The organism is Leptolyngbya sp. UWPOB_LEPTO1 (assembly GCF_017302695.1).
GTDB classification, from domain to species: Bacteria; Cyanobacteriota; Cyanobacteriia; order Leptolyngbyales; family Leptolyngbyaceae; genus Leptolyngbya; species Leptolyngbya boryana.
Genome location: NZ_JAFLCJ010000012.1, coordinates 36,253 through 55,235 on the forward strand (window position 1 = coordinate 36,253; position 18,983 = coordinate 55,235).

At 47.4% G+C, this 18,983-nt stretch carries 13 protein-coding genes and 1 tRNA gene; 8 read left to right on the top strand and 6 right to left on the bottom strand.

The window, feature by feature from the left end:
- Nucleotides 1-61: 61 nt before the first annotated feature.
- Nucleotides 62-1,648, bottom strand: a complete 1,587-nt coding sequence (locus J0L70_RS18175) for an NAD(P)H-quinone oxidoreductase subunit N (protein WP_017288220.1) — start codon at nucleotides 1,646-1,648, stop codon at nucleotides 62-64.
- Between the two features lie 541 nt (nucleotides 1,649-2,189).
- Between J0L70_RS18175 and topA the strand changes: the two genes are divergently transcribed.
- The 4 genes from topA (at nucleotide 2,190) to J0L70_RS18195 (ending at nucleotide 6,153) form a co-directional block, all read left to right on the top strand.
- Nucleotides 2,190-4,898 (top strand): type I DNA topoisomerase, encoded by a 2,709-nt coding sequence (gene topA / locus J0L70_RS18180; protein ID WP_287455444.1) that lies wholly within the window; start codon nucleotides 2,190-2,192, stop codon nucleotides 4,896-4,898.
- Nucleotides 4,899-5,003: 105 nt separating this feature from the next.
- Nucleotides 5,004-5,077 (top strand) — tRNA-Pro (locus tag J0L70_RS18185).
- 544 nt (nucleotides 5,078-5,621) lie between these two features.
- Nucleotides 5,622-5,924: a hypothetical protein gene (locus J0L70_RS18190; protein ID WP_287455445.1), complete on the top strand. Its 303-nt coding sequence runs from the start codon at nucleotides 5,622-5,624 to the stop codon at nucleotides 5,922-5,924.
- Between the two features lie 25 nt (nucleotides 5,925-5,949).
- Entirely contained in the window at nucleotides 5,950-6,153 is a 204-nt protein-coding gene (locus tag J0L70_RS18195) for a hypothetical protein (protein WP_287455446.1), read from the top strand.
- Between the two features lie 90 nt (nucleotides 6,154-6,243).
- Here the strand turns inward: J0L70_RS18195 and J0L70_RS18200 are convergent, their stop codons facing one another.
- Entirely contained in the window at nucleotides 6,244-7,371 is a 1,128-nt protein-coding gene (locus J0L70_RS18200) for a PspA/IM30 family protein (protein WP_287455447.1), read from the bottom strand.
- 182 nt (nucleotides 7,372-7,553) lie between these two features.
- On the opposite strand from J0L70_RS18200, the gene J0L70_RS18205 reads away from it, so the two are divergent.
- Nucleotides 7,554-8,237, top strand: coding sequence for a thermonuclease family protein (locus J0L70_RS18205; protein ID WP_287455448.1), 684 nt, complete (start codon nucleotides 7,554-7,556; stop codon nucleotides 8,235-8,237).
- A 241-nt stretch (nucleotides 8,238-8,478) separates the two neighbouring features.
- On the opposite strand, the gene J0L70_RS18210 is transcribed toward J0L70_RS18205, so the two are convergent.
- Complete coding sequence (locus tag J0L70_RS18210) at nucleotides 8,479-10,467, bottom strand: GAF domain-containing protein (protein WP_287455449.1); 1,989 nt, start codon at nucleotides 10,465-10,467, stop codon at nucleotides 8,479-8,481.
- 579 nt (nucleotides 10,468-11,046) lie between these two features.
- On the opposite strand from J0L70_RS18210, the gene J0L70_RS18215 reads away from it, so the two are divergent.
- On the top strand, nucleotides 11,047-11,187 hold the full coding sequence (locus tag J0L70_RS18215) for a hypothetical protein (protein ID WP_287455450.1): 141 nt from the start codon (nucleotides 11,047-11,049) through the stop codon (nucleotides 11,185-11,187).
- A 134-nt stretch (nucleotides 11,188-11,321) separates the two neighbouring features.
- Here the strand turns inward: J0L70_RS18215 and J0L70_RS18220 are convergent, their stop codons facing one another.
- Entirely contained in the window at nucleotides 11,322-13,877 is a 2,556-nt protein-coding gene (locus J0L70_RS18220; protein WP_287455451.1) for a beta strand repeat-containing protein, read from the bottom strand.
- 566 nt (nucleotides 13,878-14,443) lie between these two features.
- Between J0L70_RS18220 and J0L70_RS18225 the strand changes: the two genes are divergently transcribed.
- Nucleotides 14,444-14,722 (top strand): hypothetical protein, encoded by a 279-nt coding sequence (locus tag J0L70_RS18225; RefSeq protein WP_287455452.1) that lies wholly within the window; start codon nucleotides 14,444-14,446, stop codon nucleotides 14,720-14,722.
- Between the two features lie 170 nt (nucleotides 14,723-14,892).
- Entirely contained in the window at nucleotides 14,893-15,066 is a 174-nt protein-coding gene (locus J0L70_RS18230) for a hypothetical protein (RefSeq protein ID WP_287455453.1), read from the top strand.
- Nucleotides 15,067-15,419: 353 nt separating this feature from the next.
- On the opposite strand, the gene J0L70_RS18235 is transcribed toward J0L70_RS18230, so the two are convergent.
- Both J0L70_RS18235 and J0L70_RS18240 read right to left on the bottom strand, forming a co-directional pair.
- Nucleotides 15,420-17,231, bottom strand: coding sequence for a hypothetical protein (locus J0L70_RS18235; RefSeq protein ID WP_287455454.1), 1,812 nt, complete (start codon nucleotides 17,229-17,231; stop codon nucleotides 15,420-15,422).
- Nucleotides 17,228-18,532 (bottom strand): pentapeptide repeat-containing protein, encoded by a 1,305-nt coding sequence (locus J0L70_RS18240; RefSeq protein WP_287455455.1) that lies wholly within the window; start codon nucleotides 18,530-18,532, stop codon nucleotides 17,228-17,230. Before J0L70_RS18240 ends, J0L70_RS18235 begins: the two co-directional genes overlap by 4 nt.
- Nucleotides 18,533-18,983: the final 451 nt, after the last annotated feature.

Sequence of the window (18,983 nt, forward strand, 5' to 3'; positions counted from 1 at the left end):
TCATAAAAAATCGCCTGATCAGTGTGTCGATCAGGCGAACCGCGTTAAATCACAAGTCGGTCTAACTGTGAATTTCCGGTTGCGGCAATTCAGCGGTTTTCTGCTCGACTCCCTGCGCGATCGGGCGTGTTTTGGTCAACGCCTGCTGCAACATTGGTGTTTTGGTAACTGAATCATTTGCCAACGTAAACAGCGGATTCGAGAGAATTCCAGCGATCGACGTTGCCACCAAAGTCAGAATCAAGCCAACCTGCAACGGACGCAATCCAGGCAGATTCCACGCGATCGGCGGATAATTCTTCACCGCTTCTGACATTTCTTGTGGCTCTTTGACGACCATCATCTTCACCACTCGAATGTAGTAGTAAATCGAGATGACACTGGTGACCAAGCCCAAAATCACCAGCGGATAAGCTCCGGCCTGCCAACCTGCCCAGAACAAGTACAACTTCCCAAAGAAGCCAGCTAAGGGTGGAATCCCACCGAGCGACAGCAGACAGATGCTCAACGCCAAGGTCAAGAGCGGATCTTTCTGATACAAGCCCGAGTACTCACTGATCTGGTCTGTGCCCGTGCGGAGCGAGAACAGAATGATGCAAGTAAACGCACCCAAGTTCATGAACAGATAAATCATCAAGTAGAAGATCATGCTGGCGTATCCGGCATCCGAGCCGATCACTAACCCGATCATCACAAATCCAGCTTGACCGATCGACGAATATGCTAACAGTCGTTTCATACTCGTCTGTGCCAAGGCAACGACGTTTCCAAGCACCATACTCAGAATCGCGAGCGTCGTCATCACCAAATGCCACTGCTCGGTCACTTGAGGGAATGCAGTGACTAATAACCGAATCGCCAACGCAAATCCAGCCGCCTTCGATCCAACCGATAGAAAAGCAACAACGGGCGTGGGCGATCCTTCATATACGTCAGGCGTCCATTGGTGGAATGGAACTGCCGCAATTTTGAATGCGATCCCCGCGATCGCAAATACCAACGCAATCACTAACCCAATCGAGTTATCCAATCCAGCGAGTGAAATCTTTTCCGCGATCGTCGATAATTTTGTTTCGCCGCCGGACAATCCATACAGCAGCGACGCGCCGTATAGGAAAATCGCCGAACTCGACGCACCAATTAATAAATATTTCAGCGCAGCTTCATTCGATCGCGGATCGCGCTTTGTATACCCCGTCAGCAAATAAGACGCGATACTGAGCGTTTCCAACGAAACATAAACTGCCACAAATTCATCCGACCCAGCCAGAAACATACCGCCCACCGTTGCGGTCAGCAGAATTGTAATAAACTCTGCCAGAGCCGTTCCAGACTGCTCGACATAGCGAACGGACATCAGAATCGTCACTGCCGCCGAAAGTGCGACAATTCCCCGAAACACGATACTGAGGGCATCGCTATTAAATTCGCCAATAAATCCGATCGGGTTCGGACTATCCCAGAGGGTAAACAGCGCACCTGTCGCCGTCAATAAGCCACCCACCGCGACATAAGGTGTCCATTTTGCGGAATTTTGTCGTCCCACAATGAGATCACCCACCATCACAGTGAGTAACGTTACGATCACAATCAGTTCTGGCAGGATCGTTCCGGCATTCAGTTGAGCCGCAAGAGAAGCAAAATCCATAGCACGGAGTCCGTATGAGCAGGAATTAACAAAAATTTATGCTAGTCGCACTTTTATTTGAAGCAAACGAATACTTCACCTGTTAGGGATTTTAACGTGGGATGCAACTTGGTTTTCGTCAAATCCGAGTTCTTTGCCCAAAGCCGCAATTGGGATCACGAGATCCATCTATCAACTTTGGTCTATATTGATCGTGCAACCCTCTGAAGAAAGACTTAATCCATCAGAAAAGATGGACGATTGCGAACGAATAGTCTACAGTCTAAAACTTAGGTGTTTGCTCCCCGAACTTTAGCCAGTCTTCTGAATCTTGATTATTTATATAGTGAATCAATTTGTGCAGTTGGGTATGGTTATAAGTTAGAAGCAGGCTGGTTGCCACGATGTCGCGTCTGTAACTCAAATCTTGAGCTTTACAGCCTGCACGACCCCTCAGGTTGGTTTTCCGTATTCCCGATCGAGCAAATTGAGTGATATTGATAGCAATACAGACACTCAGTGCGAATCCTTGTTGACCCGCGATTTCTAGTTAGACAGACTCATGCCAACTCTTGTTATTGTCGAATCCCCGACGAAAGCTCGCACCATCCGCAATTATTTGCCTCGTGATTTCCGCGTTGAGGCATCAATGGGTCATGTCCGCGATTTGCCCCAATCGACCAGCGACGTGCCTGATTCCATTAAGGACAAGCGTGTTAGAGAACTCGGTGTCGATGTTGAGGCAGGGTTTGAGCCAATTTATCTGGTGCCAAAAGATAAATCAAAGGTTGTGAAGACTTTAAAGGACGCTTTGAAAGAAGCGGACGAGTTATTGCTGGCGACTGACGAAGACCGCGAGGGTGAAAGTATTAGCTGGCACTTACTTCAGTTGCTCAAGCCGAAAGTGCCCGTGAAGCGAATGGTGTTTCATGAAATTACAGAAGAAGCGATTCACAGCGCGATCGAGAACTGCCGCGATATTGACGTAAGACTCGTGCGGGCGCAAGAAACCAGACGAATTCTCGATCGCTTAGTCGGTTACACACTGTCGCCGCTCTTGTGGAAAAAGATCGCCTATGGACTTTCGGCAGGACGGGTTCAGTCTGTTGCTGTGCGTCTGCTGGTGAATCGAGAGCGGCAACGTCGTGCGTTCAGAAAAGGCGCGTATTGGGATCTCAAAGCACTGCTCGCGATCGAAGCTGATTCCCGGCAAGAATTTGAAGCAAAACTCGTGACCTTAGCAGGTCGAAAACTTGCAACTGGTGCAGATTTTGACGAATCAACCGGGCAAGTTGCCGCAGGTCGAAACGTTGTGCTGTTAAGTGAAGAGGAAGCGAGAGCATTACAAGCTCGCTTAGATGGGAAAACCTGGACTGTTTCGGATCTCGAAGAACGTCCGGTCACTCGCAAGCCTTCCCCACCTTTTACAACTTCAACCCTGCAACAGGAATCGAACCGTAAATTAGGGCTGTCTGCTCGCGACACGATGCGAACGGCTCAAAGTCTGTATGAGCAAGGGTATATCACCTATATGCGGACGGACTCGGTGCACTTGTCCCAACAAGCGATCGCGGCTACCCGCAGTTGTGTTGAAGAAATGTATGGGGCAGAGTATCTCAGCCCCTCTCCTCGCCAATACACGACCAAGAGCAAAGGCGCACAGGAAGCGCACGAAGCGATTCGTCCGGCAGGCAGCACGTTCCGCACGCCGAAACAGACCGGATTAAAAGATCGAGAGTTGAAACTCTACGATTTGATCTGGAAACGTACCGTTGCCACTCAAATGGCAGATGCGCGGCAAACTCAAGTTACAGCGCAAATTCAAGTCGAAGATGCGGGTTTCCGAGCTAGCGGCAAACGCATTGATTTTCCGGGCTTCTTCCGCGCCTATGTTGAAGGATCAGACGATCCGAATGCCGCGATCGAGAACCAAGAAATCATCTTGCCACCGATGCGAGCTGGAGATCATCCGAACTGCCGGAATCTAGAAGCGATCGGACATGAAACCCAACCTCCTGCAAGATTCACTGAAGCATCGCTGGTGAAAACTCTAGAAAGTGAGGGAATCGGTCGTCCTTCGACCTATGCCAGCATTATTGGCACGATCACCGATGAGCGCAAAGGGTACGCGCATCTGGTTGGCAATACGCTTGTTCCGACCTTCACGGCTTTTGCGGTGGTCGATTTATTGGAAAGGCATTTCCCCGATATTGTCGATTTGCGGTTCACTTCCAAAATGGAGCAAACCTTAGACGATATTGCCGCTGGGGAAGTCGATTGGCTGCCGTATTTGACTCAGTTCTACTCTGGGGATCAAGGGTTAGAGACTCAAGTCAAAGAGCGCGATAGCAATATCGATCCCAAGGAAGCCCGCACGATTCATCTAGACGATCTCGGAACCAAAATTCGGATCAGCCGAACCGGAGCCTATATCGAGTCTGAGAATGGCAATGTCAATTTGCCCAGAGATCTCCCGCCTGCTGATCTCCATCCTGCTCAGGTCGAGACTCTGCTGAAAGGACCGAACAAGCTGGGATCGCATCCTGAAACGGGAGAACCGATCTACGTCAAATTGGGACCTTACGGGCATTACATTCAGCTTGGCGACAAGACTGAAGAGAATCCGAAACCGAAGAATGTTTCGGTTCCTCCGAAGGTCAAGCCTGAAGAAGTGACGATGGAAATGGCGTTGGGCTTGTTAACGTTGCCCCGGACTCTGGGAGTTCATCCCGAAACGGGTCGCAAAATTCAAGCGTCACTGGGACGGTTTGGACCGTATATCGTGCATGACTTGGGCAAAGACGAAGACGGTAAGCCGAAGAAGGATTATCGATCGATTAAAGCCCCAGATGATGTGGTAACGATTACGCTGGAACGGGCTTTAGAGCTATTTGCCGAACCCAAAGCCGTTCGCGGTAAGCGGGCAGCAGCAAAACCGCTTCGGGAGTTGGGGGCACATCCGAATGATGGAGAGCCAGTCAATATCTATGAAGGCCCCTATGGCCCGTATCTCAAGCACGGTAAGGTGAATGCTTCTCTACCGGAAGGTCAGACTGTCGAAGAGATCACGATGGATGTTGCCGTTGAGGCATTAGCCGCGAAAGCAGGAACGAAAAAGACAACGCGATCGAAGAAGAAATCAGAAACGACGACCGCGAAGAAAACAACCGCGAAGCGCGCAACCAAAACCACGACTAAGAAAACCACGACAAAAGCTGCTGCAGCTAAGAAATCGACTGGCACCAGCAAGCGCGTCAAGACAAGCGAATAGAGAACTAGAGCGCGATCTCTAACGATCGCGCTCCGAAATTCAAAATTCATTGAGAAAAACAGATTTATTGCGCGAGGATTACGCTATACTAGTTCGAGTCTGTTACGGGATGTAGCGCAGCTTGGTAGCGCGCCTGCTTTGGGAGCAGGATGCCGCAGGTTCAAATCCTGTCATCCCGATTGGTTTCAGAGTTTGGCTATAGGACTCAGCCCTAAACCAGCCCTAAAACCGAAACACAACTAAATAAGGAGAAGCGCGATATTTGAGCGTGTTCACAGCCTTAAAGGGGAATTGATACCCATTGAAACCTATGAACACCAAGACAAATACCGCCACTTTTTGTTCATGCTAGAAACTGTTTTTAATAGCCAGAAGTCTTATAGCGCGGTTCTAACACATACTCTTAACGAAGCGCGATCGACAAATCCAAACTGAGAATCCTAACCCCCTCCCCCAGCAGCAGTGGAGGAAATCAGAGAGAACGGGGATTTAGTGATGAATTTTGAGCCAACACCTGCGCCAACGACGATCGCGGCATGGCTGATTCTGGCGGTAATGCTTGGGCTAGTGACTTAGAGATTTTGGGCAGAGCGATGCGATCAGCGATCTGATGGGCTTTTTCGCTTGAGAAGCGCTCATGATTAATATGAGATCAATCTCAGTAGATACTCAGCGATGACAAAAAAGCGCCCTCGATTACTAAAAAGCACAAAAAACCTAGCGATGCTGATTGCGATGGCTGTCCGCAACGAGATGGAAGACTTTCATTGCAAATATCTGAGCGATGCACAAATGCAGGAACTCAACCCCATGATTAGAAACGCGATCTCCACCGCTCTCTACGCCGCTAGAAACTATAGCAAAGACGCAGCCTCGTATGAATGGGTGAATTTTCAATTAAAGCTGATTCCTGAATACTGGGAGGAACCTGAGTTAACCGAGGATTTTCGTAAACTTGTGAAGTCGCTTCGTCGGAGGCATCGGGAAGCGTTGCGGAAATCTTCAGGCACAGCAGGGGAACCCTAAGCCCGTTCCCTCAAGATTTGCGCCAATGGAAAACCAATGGACAGCCCGACCCTGGAAAGTAGTTCAAGGGGTGGGGATCTCATTCCTACTTATCGTGGTTCTTGCCTTCATCTACGGCAAATTTATCCATCACCCGTTGCGGATCTGGCTGGCGGATGGGGAATGGTGCGTCAGATTTTCTCCAGATGGATCAGGGAAAGTCCTCTACGGCTCCGAGTGTGGGAAGTGAATCTTAAGCCATAACTTGAATAAGCATTATCAATCGAGACTCTCTACCGCCTACTTTTCAGCTCAAACTCAATTCCTCGGATCTTCAGCATTAAAGCTGATCAAGCAGTTTTCTGAGATCTTCCAGTTCCGCATCGATCTCAGCATCATTTGGAGAAGCCGTCGTCTGCTTCTGTTTGAGGGAAACCTCTTTAGAGTTTAGGCTGTGCGAAAGTGCCAGCATTTCCTGTTTCATTGCTTCGAGTTCCCCATCCACATCGAACGATACCAAGGTTCTGAATTGGCTTTCTAACTCCGCATCTGCTAATTCCGCTGTCTGAGATCTAGCTTCCAGTTGCAGCACTTTGTTTTCCATCCGTTCAAATGCTGCCATTGCAGTGCCTTGCGGTTGCACATTTACCTTAGCAGTCGCGATCTGCGCCTTTAGTTGGGTTCTCATCATTTGTGCTTCAGTGATTTTGGCTTCTAGCAGCGTTAAATTCTGCTTAAAGTTTTCAACTGGCGGTGTTTGATCGAGGTGAGTTTTAAGACTGCTGAGAGTTCCAGAGTGTATCTTCTTACGGTTCAATGCTTCCTTTGCCAGATATTCATCTCCCTTTTGGAGAGCAAGTTGTGTTCGCCGTTCCCATTTATCCACTTCCGCTTGTACCTGTTCGTACTGCTGTTGAAGTCGCTTGCGGCTGGCAATGAGATTAATGAGTGCTTGACGTGCGTTCTGCGCGTCTATTTCCATCTGGTAGATCGCGAGATCCAAGAGCTTTTCCGGATCGACACCGTGCTGAAGTAGACGGTTTAATCCCGCTAAGCCCAGCCCAACTACGGCTCCGCCTGCTGCCATTGAAGCCAGCCCAACTCCAATCGCACTCCCGCCGACAGCTACGCCAACTCCTCCAAGCGCTGCTGAAGTTGCAGCCCCTGCCGTTGCTCCGATCACCGCAGAACTGGCAGAAGAACCGTCGTCTTCCAGAAGAGATCGCAATGCTTCGTAAAGAGCAGCACCGGTTAACGCACCAAGGGCAGCGAGTGGAATTGCACCTAGGCTATATCCTGTCCCACCAGCTAATATTCCAATCTTGCCAATCGAAGCGCCTGTAACAGCGCCACCAGCGAATAGGGCAGTTCCTTCATTCAGGTAATTCTCTTGGCAATGATCTTGGTTGCTGGTGGCGTTCAACTCAGATCGAACCACACGACCGATGCGATTGAATAACTGCCCCATACTGCTCTCCACTTGATCATTGTTTGACTGGCAGCACCCAATCTTTCAATCTTAAGCGCAACTAACTAGGGAGTTTTAGTGGAGATTACGCAAATTTCTCTAATCTTTAAGGATTCTTGTCAAAAGAATTACGATCGCTGAGTGTGGGGAATTCTAAACGGGCAATGCGCTGCTTTTAACCCATGAAGAAATTACTGCTCTCATCTGCGATCGTCCTTTGGCTGTTTGCACCTTCAGCGATCGCTCAACAACGGACTTCCGCCACGGTTGCATCTGTTGGAGATGGGGACACAATCCGAGTCAAAGAAGGCAATAAGGTTGTGACTGTCCGGTTAGCCTGCATTGATGCGGCGGAAATGGCGCAGAAACCCTATGGAGAGAGAGCAGCGGCAAGACTGAAGCAACTCTTACCTGTGGGAAAAGCGGTTCAACTGAGAACGATCGCAACGGACAAATACAATCGGAAAGTTGCCGAAGTTTTTGTGGGCGATCGCTCGATTAATCTCAGCATGGTGCAAGAGGGACAAGCCGTTGCGTACAGGCAATACTTGAACGGGTGCAACGCTAAACAATACTTGACGGCTGAAGCCGATGCCCAACTGAAACGTCTGGCGTTTTGGAATCAATCTAATCCGGTCATGCCGTGGGACTTCCGGCGCGGAGTGCAACGGGTAACCCCACAACCGAAACCGAGAACAGTTTCTCAGCCGACTCAGAACAGTTTCCCAGCTTGTACGAAGAGTGATTGCGATTGCAGCGATTTCAGGACTCAGGCTGAGGCTCAACGAGTGTTAAATGCGTTTCCCGGCGATCCGTTTCGTCTTGATGGAGATAAAGACGGGCAAGCCTGCGAGAGTTTGCCCTAATGACTCCGAGGACGATCGCGGCATGGATCAGCCGCGATCGTGCCAGTGTCTAGCGAGGCGTGGCTGATTCTGGCGTTAATGTTGGAGCTAGTGGCTTGGGGATTTTGGGCAGAGTAGCGGGATTGATGAGTGGTTGAGTCCTGAATCTACAGCACGTTTCACACGAATGGGTTGTGCAAAATCATTCCACTGCCATTCGATCCAGGACTGTCGGGCGAGCGCGAACCGACGTTCTACCTGCTCATTTACTCACACCGTCCTGGCGAATCGGTAGCTCAATGACAAATTCAGCGCCCTGACCAGGGGTTGAGTGGCAGTAGAGTTTGCCCTGGTGCTTTTCCGTCACGATTTGGTAGCTAATCGCAAGCCCTAAGCCTGTTCCCTGTCCCACGGGCTTCGTGGTGTAGAAGGGGTCAAAAATACGAGTTTGAATCTCGGGAGGAATACCAGTCCCGTTATCTGCAATTTTGATCTGAACCCGATCGGTTCCTACCCTTTCTGTGGTGATGCGAATCCAAGGGGAGAAGTCAGGAGTTGCTTGTAAAGCTTGAGAGGATAGTGCATCGATCGCGTTACTCAAGAGGTGCATAAACACCTGATTGAGTTGATTGGCATGGCAGGTGACTAAGGGCAGATCGCTGTATTGTTTCAGGATTTGAATCTCAGGATGTTGTCCTGCAGATGCTAAACGATGATTGAGGATCATCAGCGTATTCTCAATGCCTTCATGCAGGTTGACAGGTTTGAGTTCTGCCTCATCCAACCGAGAAAAGTTGCGGAGTCCTTGAACAATATTGATGATGCGATCGCAACCTGATTCCATTCCTTTCAGAACTTGTGGCAAATCTTCCATCAGAAATTCGAGTTCGATCGTCTCTAGTTGGGCAGCCACCGCCTCTCTAGGTTCGGGAAAATCGGACTGATACGCTTTGAGGAGATTCAAGAGGTCTTCAAAATGATACTGAGCATGGGGAAGATTGCCCGAAATAAAGGTTGCAGGATTATTAATTTCATGGGCAACCCCAGCAACCATTTGCCCCAATCCAGACATTTTTTCTGCTTGAATGAGTTGAGCCTGAGTTTGCTGGAGTCGTTGTAGAGTTGAACTCAATTCAGCCGTACGGACGTTTACCCGATGCTCTAACTCCAAGTTAGCGGTTTTAAGTGCTGCCGCTCGGCGCGAAGATTCCGTAGCAATGCTGGCAAGGTTGACCGCAGTTTTCAGAACTTCTTGGTGATAGGGGGTCGGTTGGCAGGCAACCTGATGAGACAGGGCAAAGGTGCCCAAGACTTGCCCTTCAGTCGATAAGAAAGGCGATGACCAGCAGGCCCGAATGCCATGACCCAGGGCAAAATCCCGAAAATTTGCCCAGAGTGGATCTGTGGCGATGTCGTTCACAAAGACAGATTCCCCTCGATACGCAGCCGTTCCACAAGAACCGGAACATGCACCAATCATCAATCCGTCCACGCCTTGAGCATACTCAGGTGGGAGGGTTGGAGCAGCCCCAGATCTCAGACGGTTTTCTTGGGGATCAACAACCAAAATGGAACAATAAGCACTGGGTAATTCTTGTTCCAATAATTCACACAATCGATTGAAAATTTCCTTGAGTTCGGCTCCATCGGCAATTAACTCCAATACCTGACTTTGGGTCGCAATCAGTGCTTCGGAAGCGTTTCGCTCGATCGCGGAGCCGAGAATACTGGCGACGGCTTGGAGAAAATGCACTTCGTCTTCAGAAAATTGACGAGGTTCATCAGAATACACCTCAATCGCTCCTAGCAATTGATGCCGCCCCTGAATTCCCAACACAATTCCACCCTGGCTATCTGGTGGAGATGGAAAAGGCAGATCCCGAACTGTACTACTTTGAGTGGCGTGGATGAGGAATGCACCCTCTTGTAAGAGCGGAGAGTGCGTGGGGAGATGGAACTCCGCTATTTCTGCTGCCGGCTCTCCTGAGATGAAATTCAGGCTGCAAGCTACACGCCTGAACGATTGTTGATCCGAAAGCACTCGCCAAATCGCACTGTAGGAAACTTTTAAAGTCTTTGCAATTAACTGGGCAACTTGCTCAAACAGCGAGTCTAATGCTGGAGTGGAGAGTGCCCACTGACTCAATTGGGTGATTGCCGTTTGGGGGTTAATCTCTGTGAAGACAGGTTGAGAGATTGCCAGATTTAAGTCGATTGAGGTGTCACTAGAAGAGGTGGAAAAAGAGCACATGAGGTCGATCAGAATGGGATTTTATTTTCCTTGTAAGATTCCCTCAAGACCCAGAGAAAGCGTAGCTGCAAACTGTACAAATATATTTCTTCATAGCTTGCTCTCCTAATTATCTAAAGTCCTTTACTCTCCTCCAATGAGAAAACCCGCTGCAATTTTCAGCAACGGGCACAACATGTTTCTTGAAGGCTACTCTCCAACACAGGTCGATTTGTATCGAGATCGTGTTTGCCGACACATTACCTTAAGAGGGAGGAAAGCCTAGCCCTAAGAGTTATCCGTCACAACAAGAACTCCTCGGAGCCTCCTCATTCTTTATTCCACGAATTAACCCCTCGTAAACACTTGCGCCTATCGAGGGGTCTTATTTGATAATGAAAAGCTTGGGAAACGATCACCTCAAGAGGGTTAAAGATCGCATGGCGAAGTTGAAAGCTGCAGGAGCACGATCGCGCTGATTTTAATAGCTGGAAGTCTTATAGTGCGGTTCTAACACACACTTGACTAGAGATTAGAAGTCCGAGATCGACGAACTCCACGTCTGGGAACCCTAAACCCGTTCCCTCAAGATTTGCGCCAATGGAAAATCAATGGACGGTTCACCCCTGGAAAGTAGTGCAAGGGGTAGGAGTCTCAGTTCTGGTTATCGTGGTTCTCGCCTTCATCTACGGCAAGTTTATCCATCACCCGTTGCGGATCTGGCTGGCAGATGGGGAATGATGCTTAAGATTTTCTCCAGATGAATCAGGAAAAGTCCTCTACGGCTCCGAGTGCGATCGCTGAGTGTGGGGAATTCTAAACGGGCAATGCGTTGCTAGTTTTAGAACGTGATCTCATCTGCGATCGCACTGGATTCAATATTTTGCAGCACAAGTCGCCGTTGAAGAAGTCTTTGCAGGTTGGGCTGCGACTAATTCGACCTTCCCGGTTTTGGAATTGCGATACCAAGTGGTTGCTTCCATCAATGCAGTAGGTTGAAGTATTTCCTCAACATTACGCTTGGCGTTGACTGTCCTTGTTGGAAAATGAGCCAAATCGCGGACATCATTCCAAGGGAGATCGCGCCTTGTGTCCTGCATCGGATTGATTGGAACCCCACCCCGCCCAGTGATGACGAAGCTACTGCTTTGATTGGGGGCACAGTCTGCTGCGATTTGCTGAGTCGGATCGATAATATCCGCAGGGAGTTGAATCAGCCCAGAGTTCGGATCAACCCCAACTGTATTGACTTCAACTGTGCCCTCTAACCCGCTAACCTCGGAGCTAGCAGTAATATCATTTTCGGGAGTGATGCGATTGCGATACTGCAACCCAATCAGTTCTTGCGTTGTAATTTGAATGTTGCCGCCTTGCCCTTGCTTAGCATTTGCGATAATGTCACTATTCTCGATACCCACAATAATTGGAGCAATAATCCGAATATTTCCGCCATTGGATTGTTTGTAAGCACTCGCTGTAATGCGGCTGCCATGGCGCATTAGGAGAACTTGAGCATTGAGATCGATATTGCCTTGGCTACCCGCATTAGCTTCTGCAAGAAACTGCGCCGCTGTATCTAAGGTGATCATATTGGCTCGAATCGAGAGATTGCCTGCATCTCCACTGCTCTGCCCACTGACCAAAATCTTTGCGTCATCCGTAACTCTAAGGGTCTCGGTCGTAATCTGGATGCGCCCAGCATGACCTTGGGCTGCCGAGAATGCCTGTAAGTTGCTGTTGTTGGGCGATCTGAGGGAGGCAGGGGTGGTTTCTGGGGATTGCCCAGATAATTCCAGAGATCGCGCTGCGATAAAAATACTGCCAGCGTCCCCCGAACTTAAGGTTGAGGCAACGGCATGTCCGCCTTGCGTAAAGCGCAAAGAACCGACATTGAGATGCATGTCGCCCCCATCGCCCGTGGCAAATTCATCTGATTCTGTCGTGAGCCGACTATCGTTCACCGTCATGTCTTGTGCTCGCACCACGATCGTGCCAGCAGCACCCGCCCCAAACGTTTTGGCTCGAATGGAAGCACTATCGGATAACCGAATCCGGGTCGCTTCGATGGTCAGGGTTCCGCCATTCCCGGTCGCTTCTGCTCGACTGTTGGTCGATACATCGGTGCCACTGCCTTTTTTAGCCCGTCCTGCTAAGACCAGATCGGTTGTGCGAATAAGCAGGTCCCCTGAATGACCGCTGCCTCGAGTTCTCAATTTGATGGATGCACCATCTAGAATGGCAACCGACTGAGCTTCTAACGTAAGATTGCCACCCCGTCCCTTTGCGCCTTGTTCTACTTGGGTAATCAATTCACTATTATTACTTTCTGATAGATCTCGACCTCTGATTTCTACGGAATTGGCACGCACATTCAGGTTGCCACCATTCCCACGACCATAAGTGCGAGTCGCGATTAGCCCTGCATCTAAAAGCCTTAAGGTTGGAGTTTCAATTAAAATTTCACCGCCTTGCCCCTGAGCATTCGCCAATACTGAGGTTGTCAAGTTTGTTGGCGTTTTGCCGTTCGCATGCATGCCAATCACTTCTAATGACTCTGAGGCTTTTACCGTAATTCCTTGTCCTGCCTCAGTTCCAGAAATATTCGCGGTTACAGCCGATCCGTCCCGTAACGTAACCTGCCGCCCTTGAATTTGGACCCCAACACCTCGTGCACCGCTAACATTCAGTCTGGCAGCTTGGGTGAGGTGAATATTTTGGAAATTTTGGACTTGATCGTAGTTCAATGACCAGCCAAATGGGTTCGCAACTAAGCCGACAAAGCTGGTCGGTGCCACACTCCCTAGATGGATCAATCCACTGGGTGCGATCGCGCTGCCACCGCTAAAGAACACATCCCCGCCTAGCAGATTAAGGGTTCGTTCGGGTTTAACTTGTAGACCCAGTTTAGATTGGTTTTGAATGGGAGCGGCTTGGCTACCGAATTGTAGTCCAATGGGCATGCTCAGAGTTAACAGGGGTGCACTGTTGGGGCTGGCTGCATTAAACTCAGTGCCATCGGAAAATTTGATTACACTCGCCGTGGTTCCCGTGAAGGATCCCCCAAGATTCATTTGGGCGTTGGGACCAAACAAAATCCCATTGGGGTTGAGGAGAAAGACATTGGCGGTGCCATTGGCGCGGAGGATGCCATCCAGATTAGAAACCGTTCCTCCAGTGACGCGGCTAAAGATATTTTGCACCGAAGTCGCGTTATCGAAGAAAGCAGAACCACCTGTTGGGATGGAGAATTCGCGGAAGCTGTGAAAAAGATTGTTACCTGCTGTACTGCCGTTGGTAATGGTAAAGTCGTTGCCTGATCGTGCCACCGCACTCCCCAGTGTGTCATCAGGTGTGATCTGTTGCGCGTGCACCTGACGTGCGGATAGTAACCAACTGCCGAAGAGTCCAAGGGAAATCAGCAATCTCAGCATACGTCTTCTCTCGTAAGGGGGTTGGGGCTAATATGCCCAAACTGAGACTGAAATTTCTGCGGTCGCAGGCTTTATCGCAGTTGATTGCTAAGAGTTTATTATGAATGGTCAATCTCAAAGTTGAGACGGCCAGCCAGAGCTGAGGCATGACCGAGAATTATCACTAACTGCCTTATTCTTGACTTCAGCTCTTTGTTTTCGGCGTTGACACGATCGCTAGTACTCTTGTACTTCTACTCCAGCGATCGCGCTTTCAATCCGTAAATCTGTCCCATTTGCACGATCTCCTACAGATCGTTTGGGCATCCTGAGGGTAATCTATTCGTCAGTTCACGTATCCATCCCGTCACTTTGGCGGGATTTTTTATTTGAGGATGAGTGCGATCAATGATTTCAACGTGACATCGCGTCACAATGAAGAACTGTCCCTGGAATTAGAGACAATACGCCATATTTGCGTAGCAATGGCAACATAAAAACTTGAACATTCTTCTTGAGTTTGGTAGAGGCTGAACCAACTCTCTGCGATTAAGCTTGCTTACGACACAATAACGCAAGCTGTGAAAATGAACGATGACATCGAAGATTTGCTGGCTCAACGAGCCAAAACCGAGGCTAAAATTAGATACCTACTTGGGCTCACTCGTCAGCTTCTTATTTTATTGATTGTGGCTATTCAAGACTTTGAGCAGGAAAATGCCCCCCTCCTTCATGCGGTTGTTGTGATGATGAAAACGAAAAGCCTCACAACACTATCCTTCAGCAAAACCTTGATCAGATGGATTAACCGTGCGATCGCGAAACTGAGCGGCACAGAGGCAACGATCGTCCAAAAAATCATCTGAGGTAATTTCTTACGCTTGACCGTAAACTGGCTCTTTAGATTGGGCATGGGAGAAGGCTAAATGCGGATGTCCTATTAATTCCCTCACAACGCTCCAAAACAAAAAAGCCTTCCCGATCGTTCTTCTCCCTAATTCAGTACGATTGTTCTAATGAGTTTTTGAAAAATCAAATGAGCGATCGTGTTTGTGTTCCCAGTGGTCGAACTGGAACGATCGTCGAGCAGAGTGCAAACTGTCCGATCGTCCTGATCGAATTCGATGATAGTGCAAAGTTCTGGATGCCCATGCGGATCGTGAAGCCTGCGCCGGAGACAAAACGCAAAGGCAAAAGAGAACGATCGTGATTTTATGCAACAGTTATGTTGTGTTCGCTCCAATGCTGATGTTTGCACCTGGCATTGCTGATTGTTCGGAGATTGCAAAGCCAATCCCCTTACACCGACTAACACCAGTAACAAGGACAACACGACATTTCAATCCTGCTTAGGACAAAACATCCACTCCTCTGCACCATTCAACAGCTAACCCTAAATTTACATAGCTGTCCCACAACTAGCCTTAAAGCATTGTCCCAACAGATAACTAGCAGGCTAACGACCAAGCTCACCAGACGCAGATAGTCTTTGATACTAACCGGTAACTTGCGGAGTTTTGGTGCAGCGACTTTAGGGTAGACTACGGCTTGTCTGGATCTGTGCTAGCCCGAATTCTTCTGCTTTTTCTGTTTTCTAATCTCTCTCAGTTTTTTTTTGTCTTCACGAATTGAGATATTCGCAGCTACTCCAAATCTGAAGGTGATTTGCGGCTCACACTCAGGTACAAGAACATCTTGAACTAAGCTGGAATCTGTAATTTCTTGACCTTTATTCACTGCATCTCTTAAAAAGATGCCAATCTCCCGCCTTTCACCTTTCCATGCTTCCTCAGCAGTAGTTTTCCCTGCTAAGAGACAAGTTACGAGACTCGTGGAGAGAGTGACACTAAAAGCCCCATTGGTATCAGGTTTTACAGAATCTTCAAGGCAATTCTTACCACCTTTAAAAGAATCAGCAAATGTACCAAACTCTAATCTAATGCGCGATTCTTCTCTCAATTGGGAATTCTCCTGTATGAACTCAACATTGGCTATTGGTTGCCCAATGTTGGCTGCTGCCCTTAGGTAGATACCAATTGTTTCTTCCAAAGATGGGTTAGCAGGTCTATCACTTTTGATATTTAAGCGATGGTTGTCCCAAACCTCGTCAGCAGTAATATCTCCAACTAAGAAACGAGCAAAAAGCTCACATGGAATTTCGACATTAAAGGCAGAATCTGATTTAGGACCGAATACAAAGTGTCCTTCTGATTCTCTAAGATACCTATTTAATAGAGGAGTAGTTTGATCCTTCTGTGATTGCTCCCAGTTCTCCAAACCAGAACCGTATTTAATTTGATTAAAGTTTATTTGTTCTAAAAACCGTTCCTGCTCTACTGTTAAGGGAACAGTGGGATGAGGGTTCTTGATGAGGAAGCGCTTTGCTTTCTTTTGCCATCCATACCCCAGTCCAGAATATTCATTTCTAATAGTGACAATTACTACTGCTGAAATAAGTCTAGAGCCGCTAACACGCTGCCGACGCATGGCCCAAAGCCAGGAACGATTATCCGTCAAGTTAAGAGTTGTAGTCCAATCCCATTTGTCGGTATCTGCTAGAGCCGAGTAAACAGCTTTTTGTAGTTGTATAGAGGAAAGTGTATCATTCCCTCCTATTTGATGAAGACTTTCGGAAGCACCAATAACTAGAACTAGCGGCTCTTTGCTTCCATATTTTTCCTCCCAAGTTCGCTTAGCCTGTTCTGCCTTACGCCCAATAGTCTCATATATTGGGTTATCTTTAGCTGTCTCTGGAATATTTTGCGCTGGGAACGATGAAGATCCAAAAGGACTCTTTTCTACTCCTTCAGCTTCAACAATCACATTTGCACCTTTAGGAAGCCAAGTTGATGGTAATTGTTGTGATGAAAGCTTAGACAAAAAAGCTTTCCATCCATCCGTCTTAAGCTGTTGCTTCCAACAATTGCGGGGTGGTACTTGAATATCTTTCGCAGAATCAGCAGGAATGAGACGAATCCTTAATGAGCTTGCATAGTCAATTCCTCCTTGAGATAACTCTCGCTTAACCCATCCAGGAAAGTGTTTTACGTCTTTTTCTTGTTGCTGATTTCGAGGTTCAATATGGGCAATCTCGATATAAAAAGGTTGACAATTATGAGGTTGTAGAAAGATATCTGGTGCTGCACTAGTTGGTTCATGTTGAATTAGAGAAGCTGTGCTTTGATCCTGGCTAATTTCCTCATTATGCCTTGAGGTAATGGAATAAGCAGTTGCATGTAAGACAATCAATTCCCAAAGCATGGGTCTTGTATTTTCATGATCATTTCTCAACCTTTCCCTAAGGTTATCTAGGTTAGTATTGAGCCATACTTCACACTCGCTTAGCAAAGTTCTCGCCTGCTTTTCGTTAATCATTTCAGATAATCAGGTAGTGAGGTAATATCAACATTCTGAGCTTGTTGAATTTGCGATCTAGTGAGACTAATTACTCGATCTAGTTTTACTTCCGATAAATTTGCTCCAGTAAGAGTTGCTCCTGAAAAGTTTGCATTTTCAAGAATAGCCCCTGAAAAATTTACATTTGATAAATTTGCTCTCTCAAAAACTGAACCAGCAAGATTTGCCCTAGAAAGATTTGCATCTGTTAAATCTGCTCCTGAAAAATCTACTTCATGCAAATCAGCATCTTCCAAGTTTGTCTTTTTTACTTCTCTATCATCAAGCTTTATCGATTGAAGCTGAGCGCCTTTCATCATTGCTTGTCTTAAATTCACATGCTTTAAATTAGCCCCTTGAAGATGAGCATTACTGAAAACAGATCGTTGAAGATTGGCACTAACAAATGTAGCTTTCTGAAGCTTAGCGTTCCAGAAATTTGCTTTATAAAGGACAGCGCGTCCAAACTCTGCATCATTAAGAGTGGCAAACTTAAACTCAGCCCTAGTTAAATCTGCATTCCAGAATCTAGCACCTTTAAGACGAGCCCTATGAAGTTTTGCACTTCTTAAGCAGGCATTATTAAAATTTACCTTGTCCAACTTAGCATCATTTAAATTGACGTGGCTCAGATTGGTTTTACTCAGGTCAATATAACTGTATTCAATGCAACTTCCGTCAGGGTTACGTCGCCTCAATATAGTTAAAACTGCTTCAATATCTATTGGAAGCCTATAATCTTCAATCTCTTCACTGTCTGCACAGGTATTATTATTCTGAAATGGAGCTTTTGTGCGAGTATAGGCAGTTAAAATCTCTATAATTTGCCAATAATCTTTTTTAGAGTCTCTGGAGATTCTTTCCAGAGCGTAAATACCACCCAAGCGAACTTCTATCTCTGGTTTCCCTAGAAATCCTACGGCTTGACTAAAACGTTCAGCGATTTGTTTCTCCTCAGTTGCTTTAATGTTTCGCCATGTTAGGTAAGCTGTTACGAAAAAGAATGCTCCACCTAGACCTTGAACTAGAGTTTCATAAACCCTATTTTGAAGCACTACTTGATCTTTTTTTAAGCCAACTAAGTCCTTGGTTAGCGACGATTTAGGATCGGAGTCAGGCATGTTTTCGATCTTTTGCTGTAATTCATTAATAGACTGATTTAATGAATTGACATTGCTTTGTTGCAACCACCAGAATACAAAGAGAAATCCCACCAAAAGAGGAAGTCCAAGAAAAATTGGATAATGCTTAATTTTTGAAAATATGGAGGTTGTTTTCATGCCTATGGAATATTCATAATTAAAGCTTGAGAAGTCCTCATAAATTGTATTTTAAAAGCGAAACTTAAAAGCAAAACGTTTTTTGCACTTTTAAGAACTGACCATTTTCTTCACAATCTGCACCTGGTGCAATGCTGCCTCTCACAGGTTACCTTTCGGGTATGCCCCGACCGGCAGCTTGAGCAGTCTAACGACTTAAATCAGCGGCAGCGGCAGCAGAAAGCTCAAAACCCAGGAGAAAGGATTTCGGTCTGTCCGCTCCACTGTTTTTATGGGAAGACGGAACTGAAGCCACGGCTCGCCTTTCAACCACTCAATCTAGCCCTGAACAGCGATGCCTTCCAGCTATATCAATAACTCACACAACCCACATCTCTGGGTTGTGTGAAGTGCTAGCACATATCTACGAGGTGGCGATCTCACTAGAGCATCAAGGCATCTCCGTCAGTCT

Excerpts from the sequence above, each read along its gene's own strand:
- J0L70_RS18175 (WP_017288220.1), bottom strand. The coding sequence starts at position 1,648 with ATGGATTTTGCTTCTCTTGCGGCTCAACTGAATGCCGGAACGATCCTG.
- topA (WP_287455444.1), top strand. The coding sequence starts at position 2,190 with ATGCCAACTCTTGTTATTGTCGAATCCCCGACGAAAGCTCGCACCATC.
- J0L70_RS18190 (WP_287455445.1), top strand. The coding sequence starts at position 5,622 with ATGCTGATTGCGATGGCTGTCCGCAACGAGATGGAAGACTTTCATTGC.
- J0L70_RS18195 (WP_287455446.1), top strand. The coding sequence starts at position 5,950 with ATGGAAAACCAATGGACAGCCCGACCCTGGAAAGTAGTTCAAGGGGTG.
- J0L70_RS18200 (WP_287455447.1), bottom strand. The coding sequence starts at position 7,371 with ATGGGGCAGTTATTCAATCGCATCGGTCGTGTGGTTCGATCTGAGTTG.
- J0L70_RS18205 (WP_287455448.1), top strand. The coding sequence starts at position 7,554 with ATGAAGAAATTACTGCTCTCATCTGCGATCGTCCTTTGGCTGTTTGCA.
- J0L70_RS18210 (WP_287455449.1), bottom strand. The coding sequence starts at position 10,467 with ATGTGCTCTTTTTCCACCTCTTCTAGTGACACCTCAATCGACTTAAAT.
- J0L70_RS18215 (WP_287455450.1), top strand. The coding sequence starts at position 11,047 with ATGGAAAATCAATGGACGGTTCACCCCTGGAAAGTAGTGCAAGGGGTA.
- J0L70_RS18220 (WP_287455451.1), bottom strand. The coding sequence starts at position 13,877 with ATGCTGAGATTGCTGATTTCCCTTGGACTCTTCGGCAGTTGGTTACTA.
- J0L70_RS18225 (WP_287455452.1), top strand. The coding sequence starts at position 14,444 with ATGAACGATGACATCGAAGATTTGCTGGCTCAACGAGCCAAAACCGAG.
- J0L70_RS18230 (WP_287455453.1), top strand. The coding sequence starts at position 14,893 with ATGAGCGATCGTGTTTGTGTTCCCAGTGGTCGAACTGGAACGATCGTC.
- J0L70_RS18235 (WP_287455454.1), bottom strand. The coding sequence starts at position 17,231 with ATGATTAACGAAAAGCAGGCGAGAACTTTGCTAAGCGAGTGTGAAGTA.
- J0L70_RS18240 (WP_287455455.1), bottom strand. The coding sequence starts at position 18,532 with ATGAAAACAACCTCCATATTTTCAAAAATTAAGCATTATCCAATTTTT.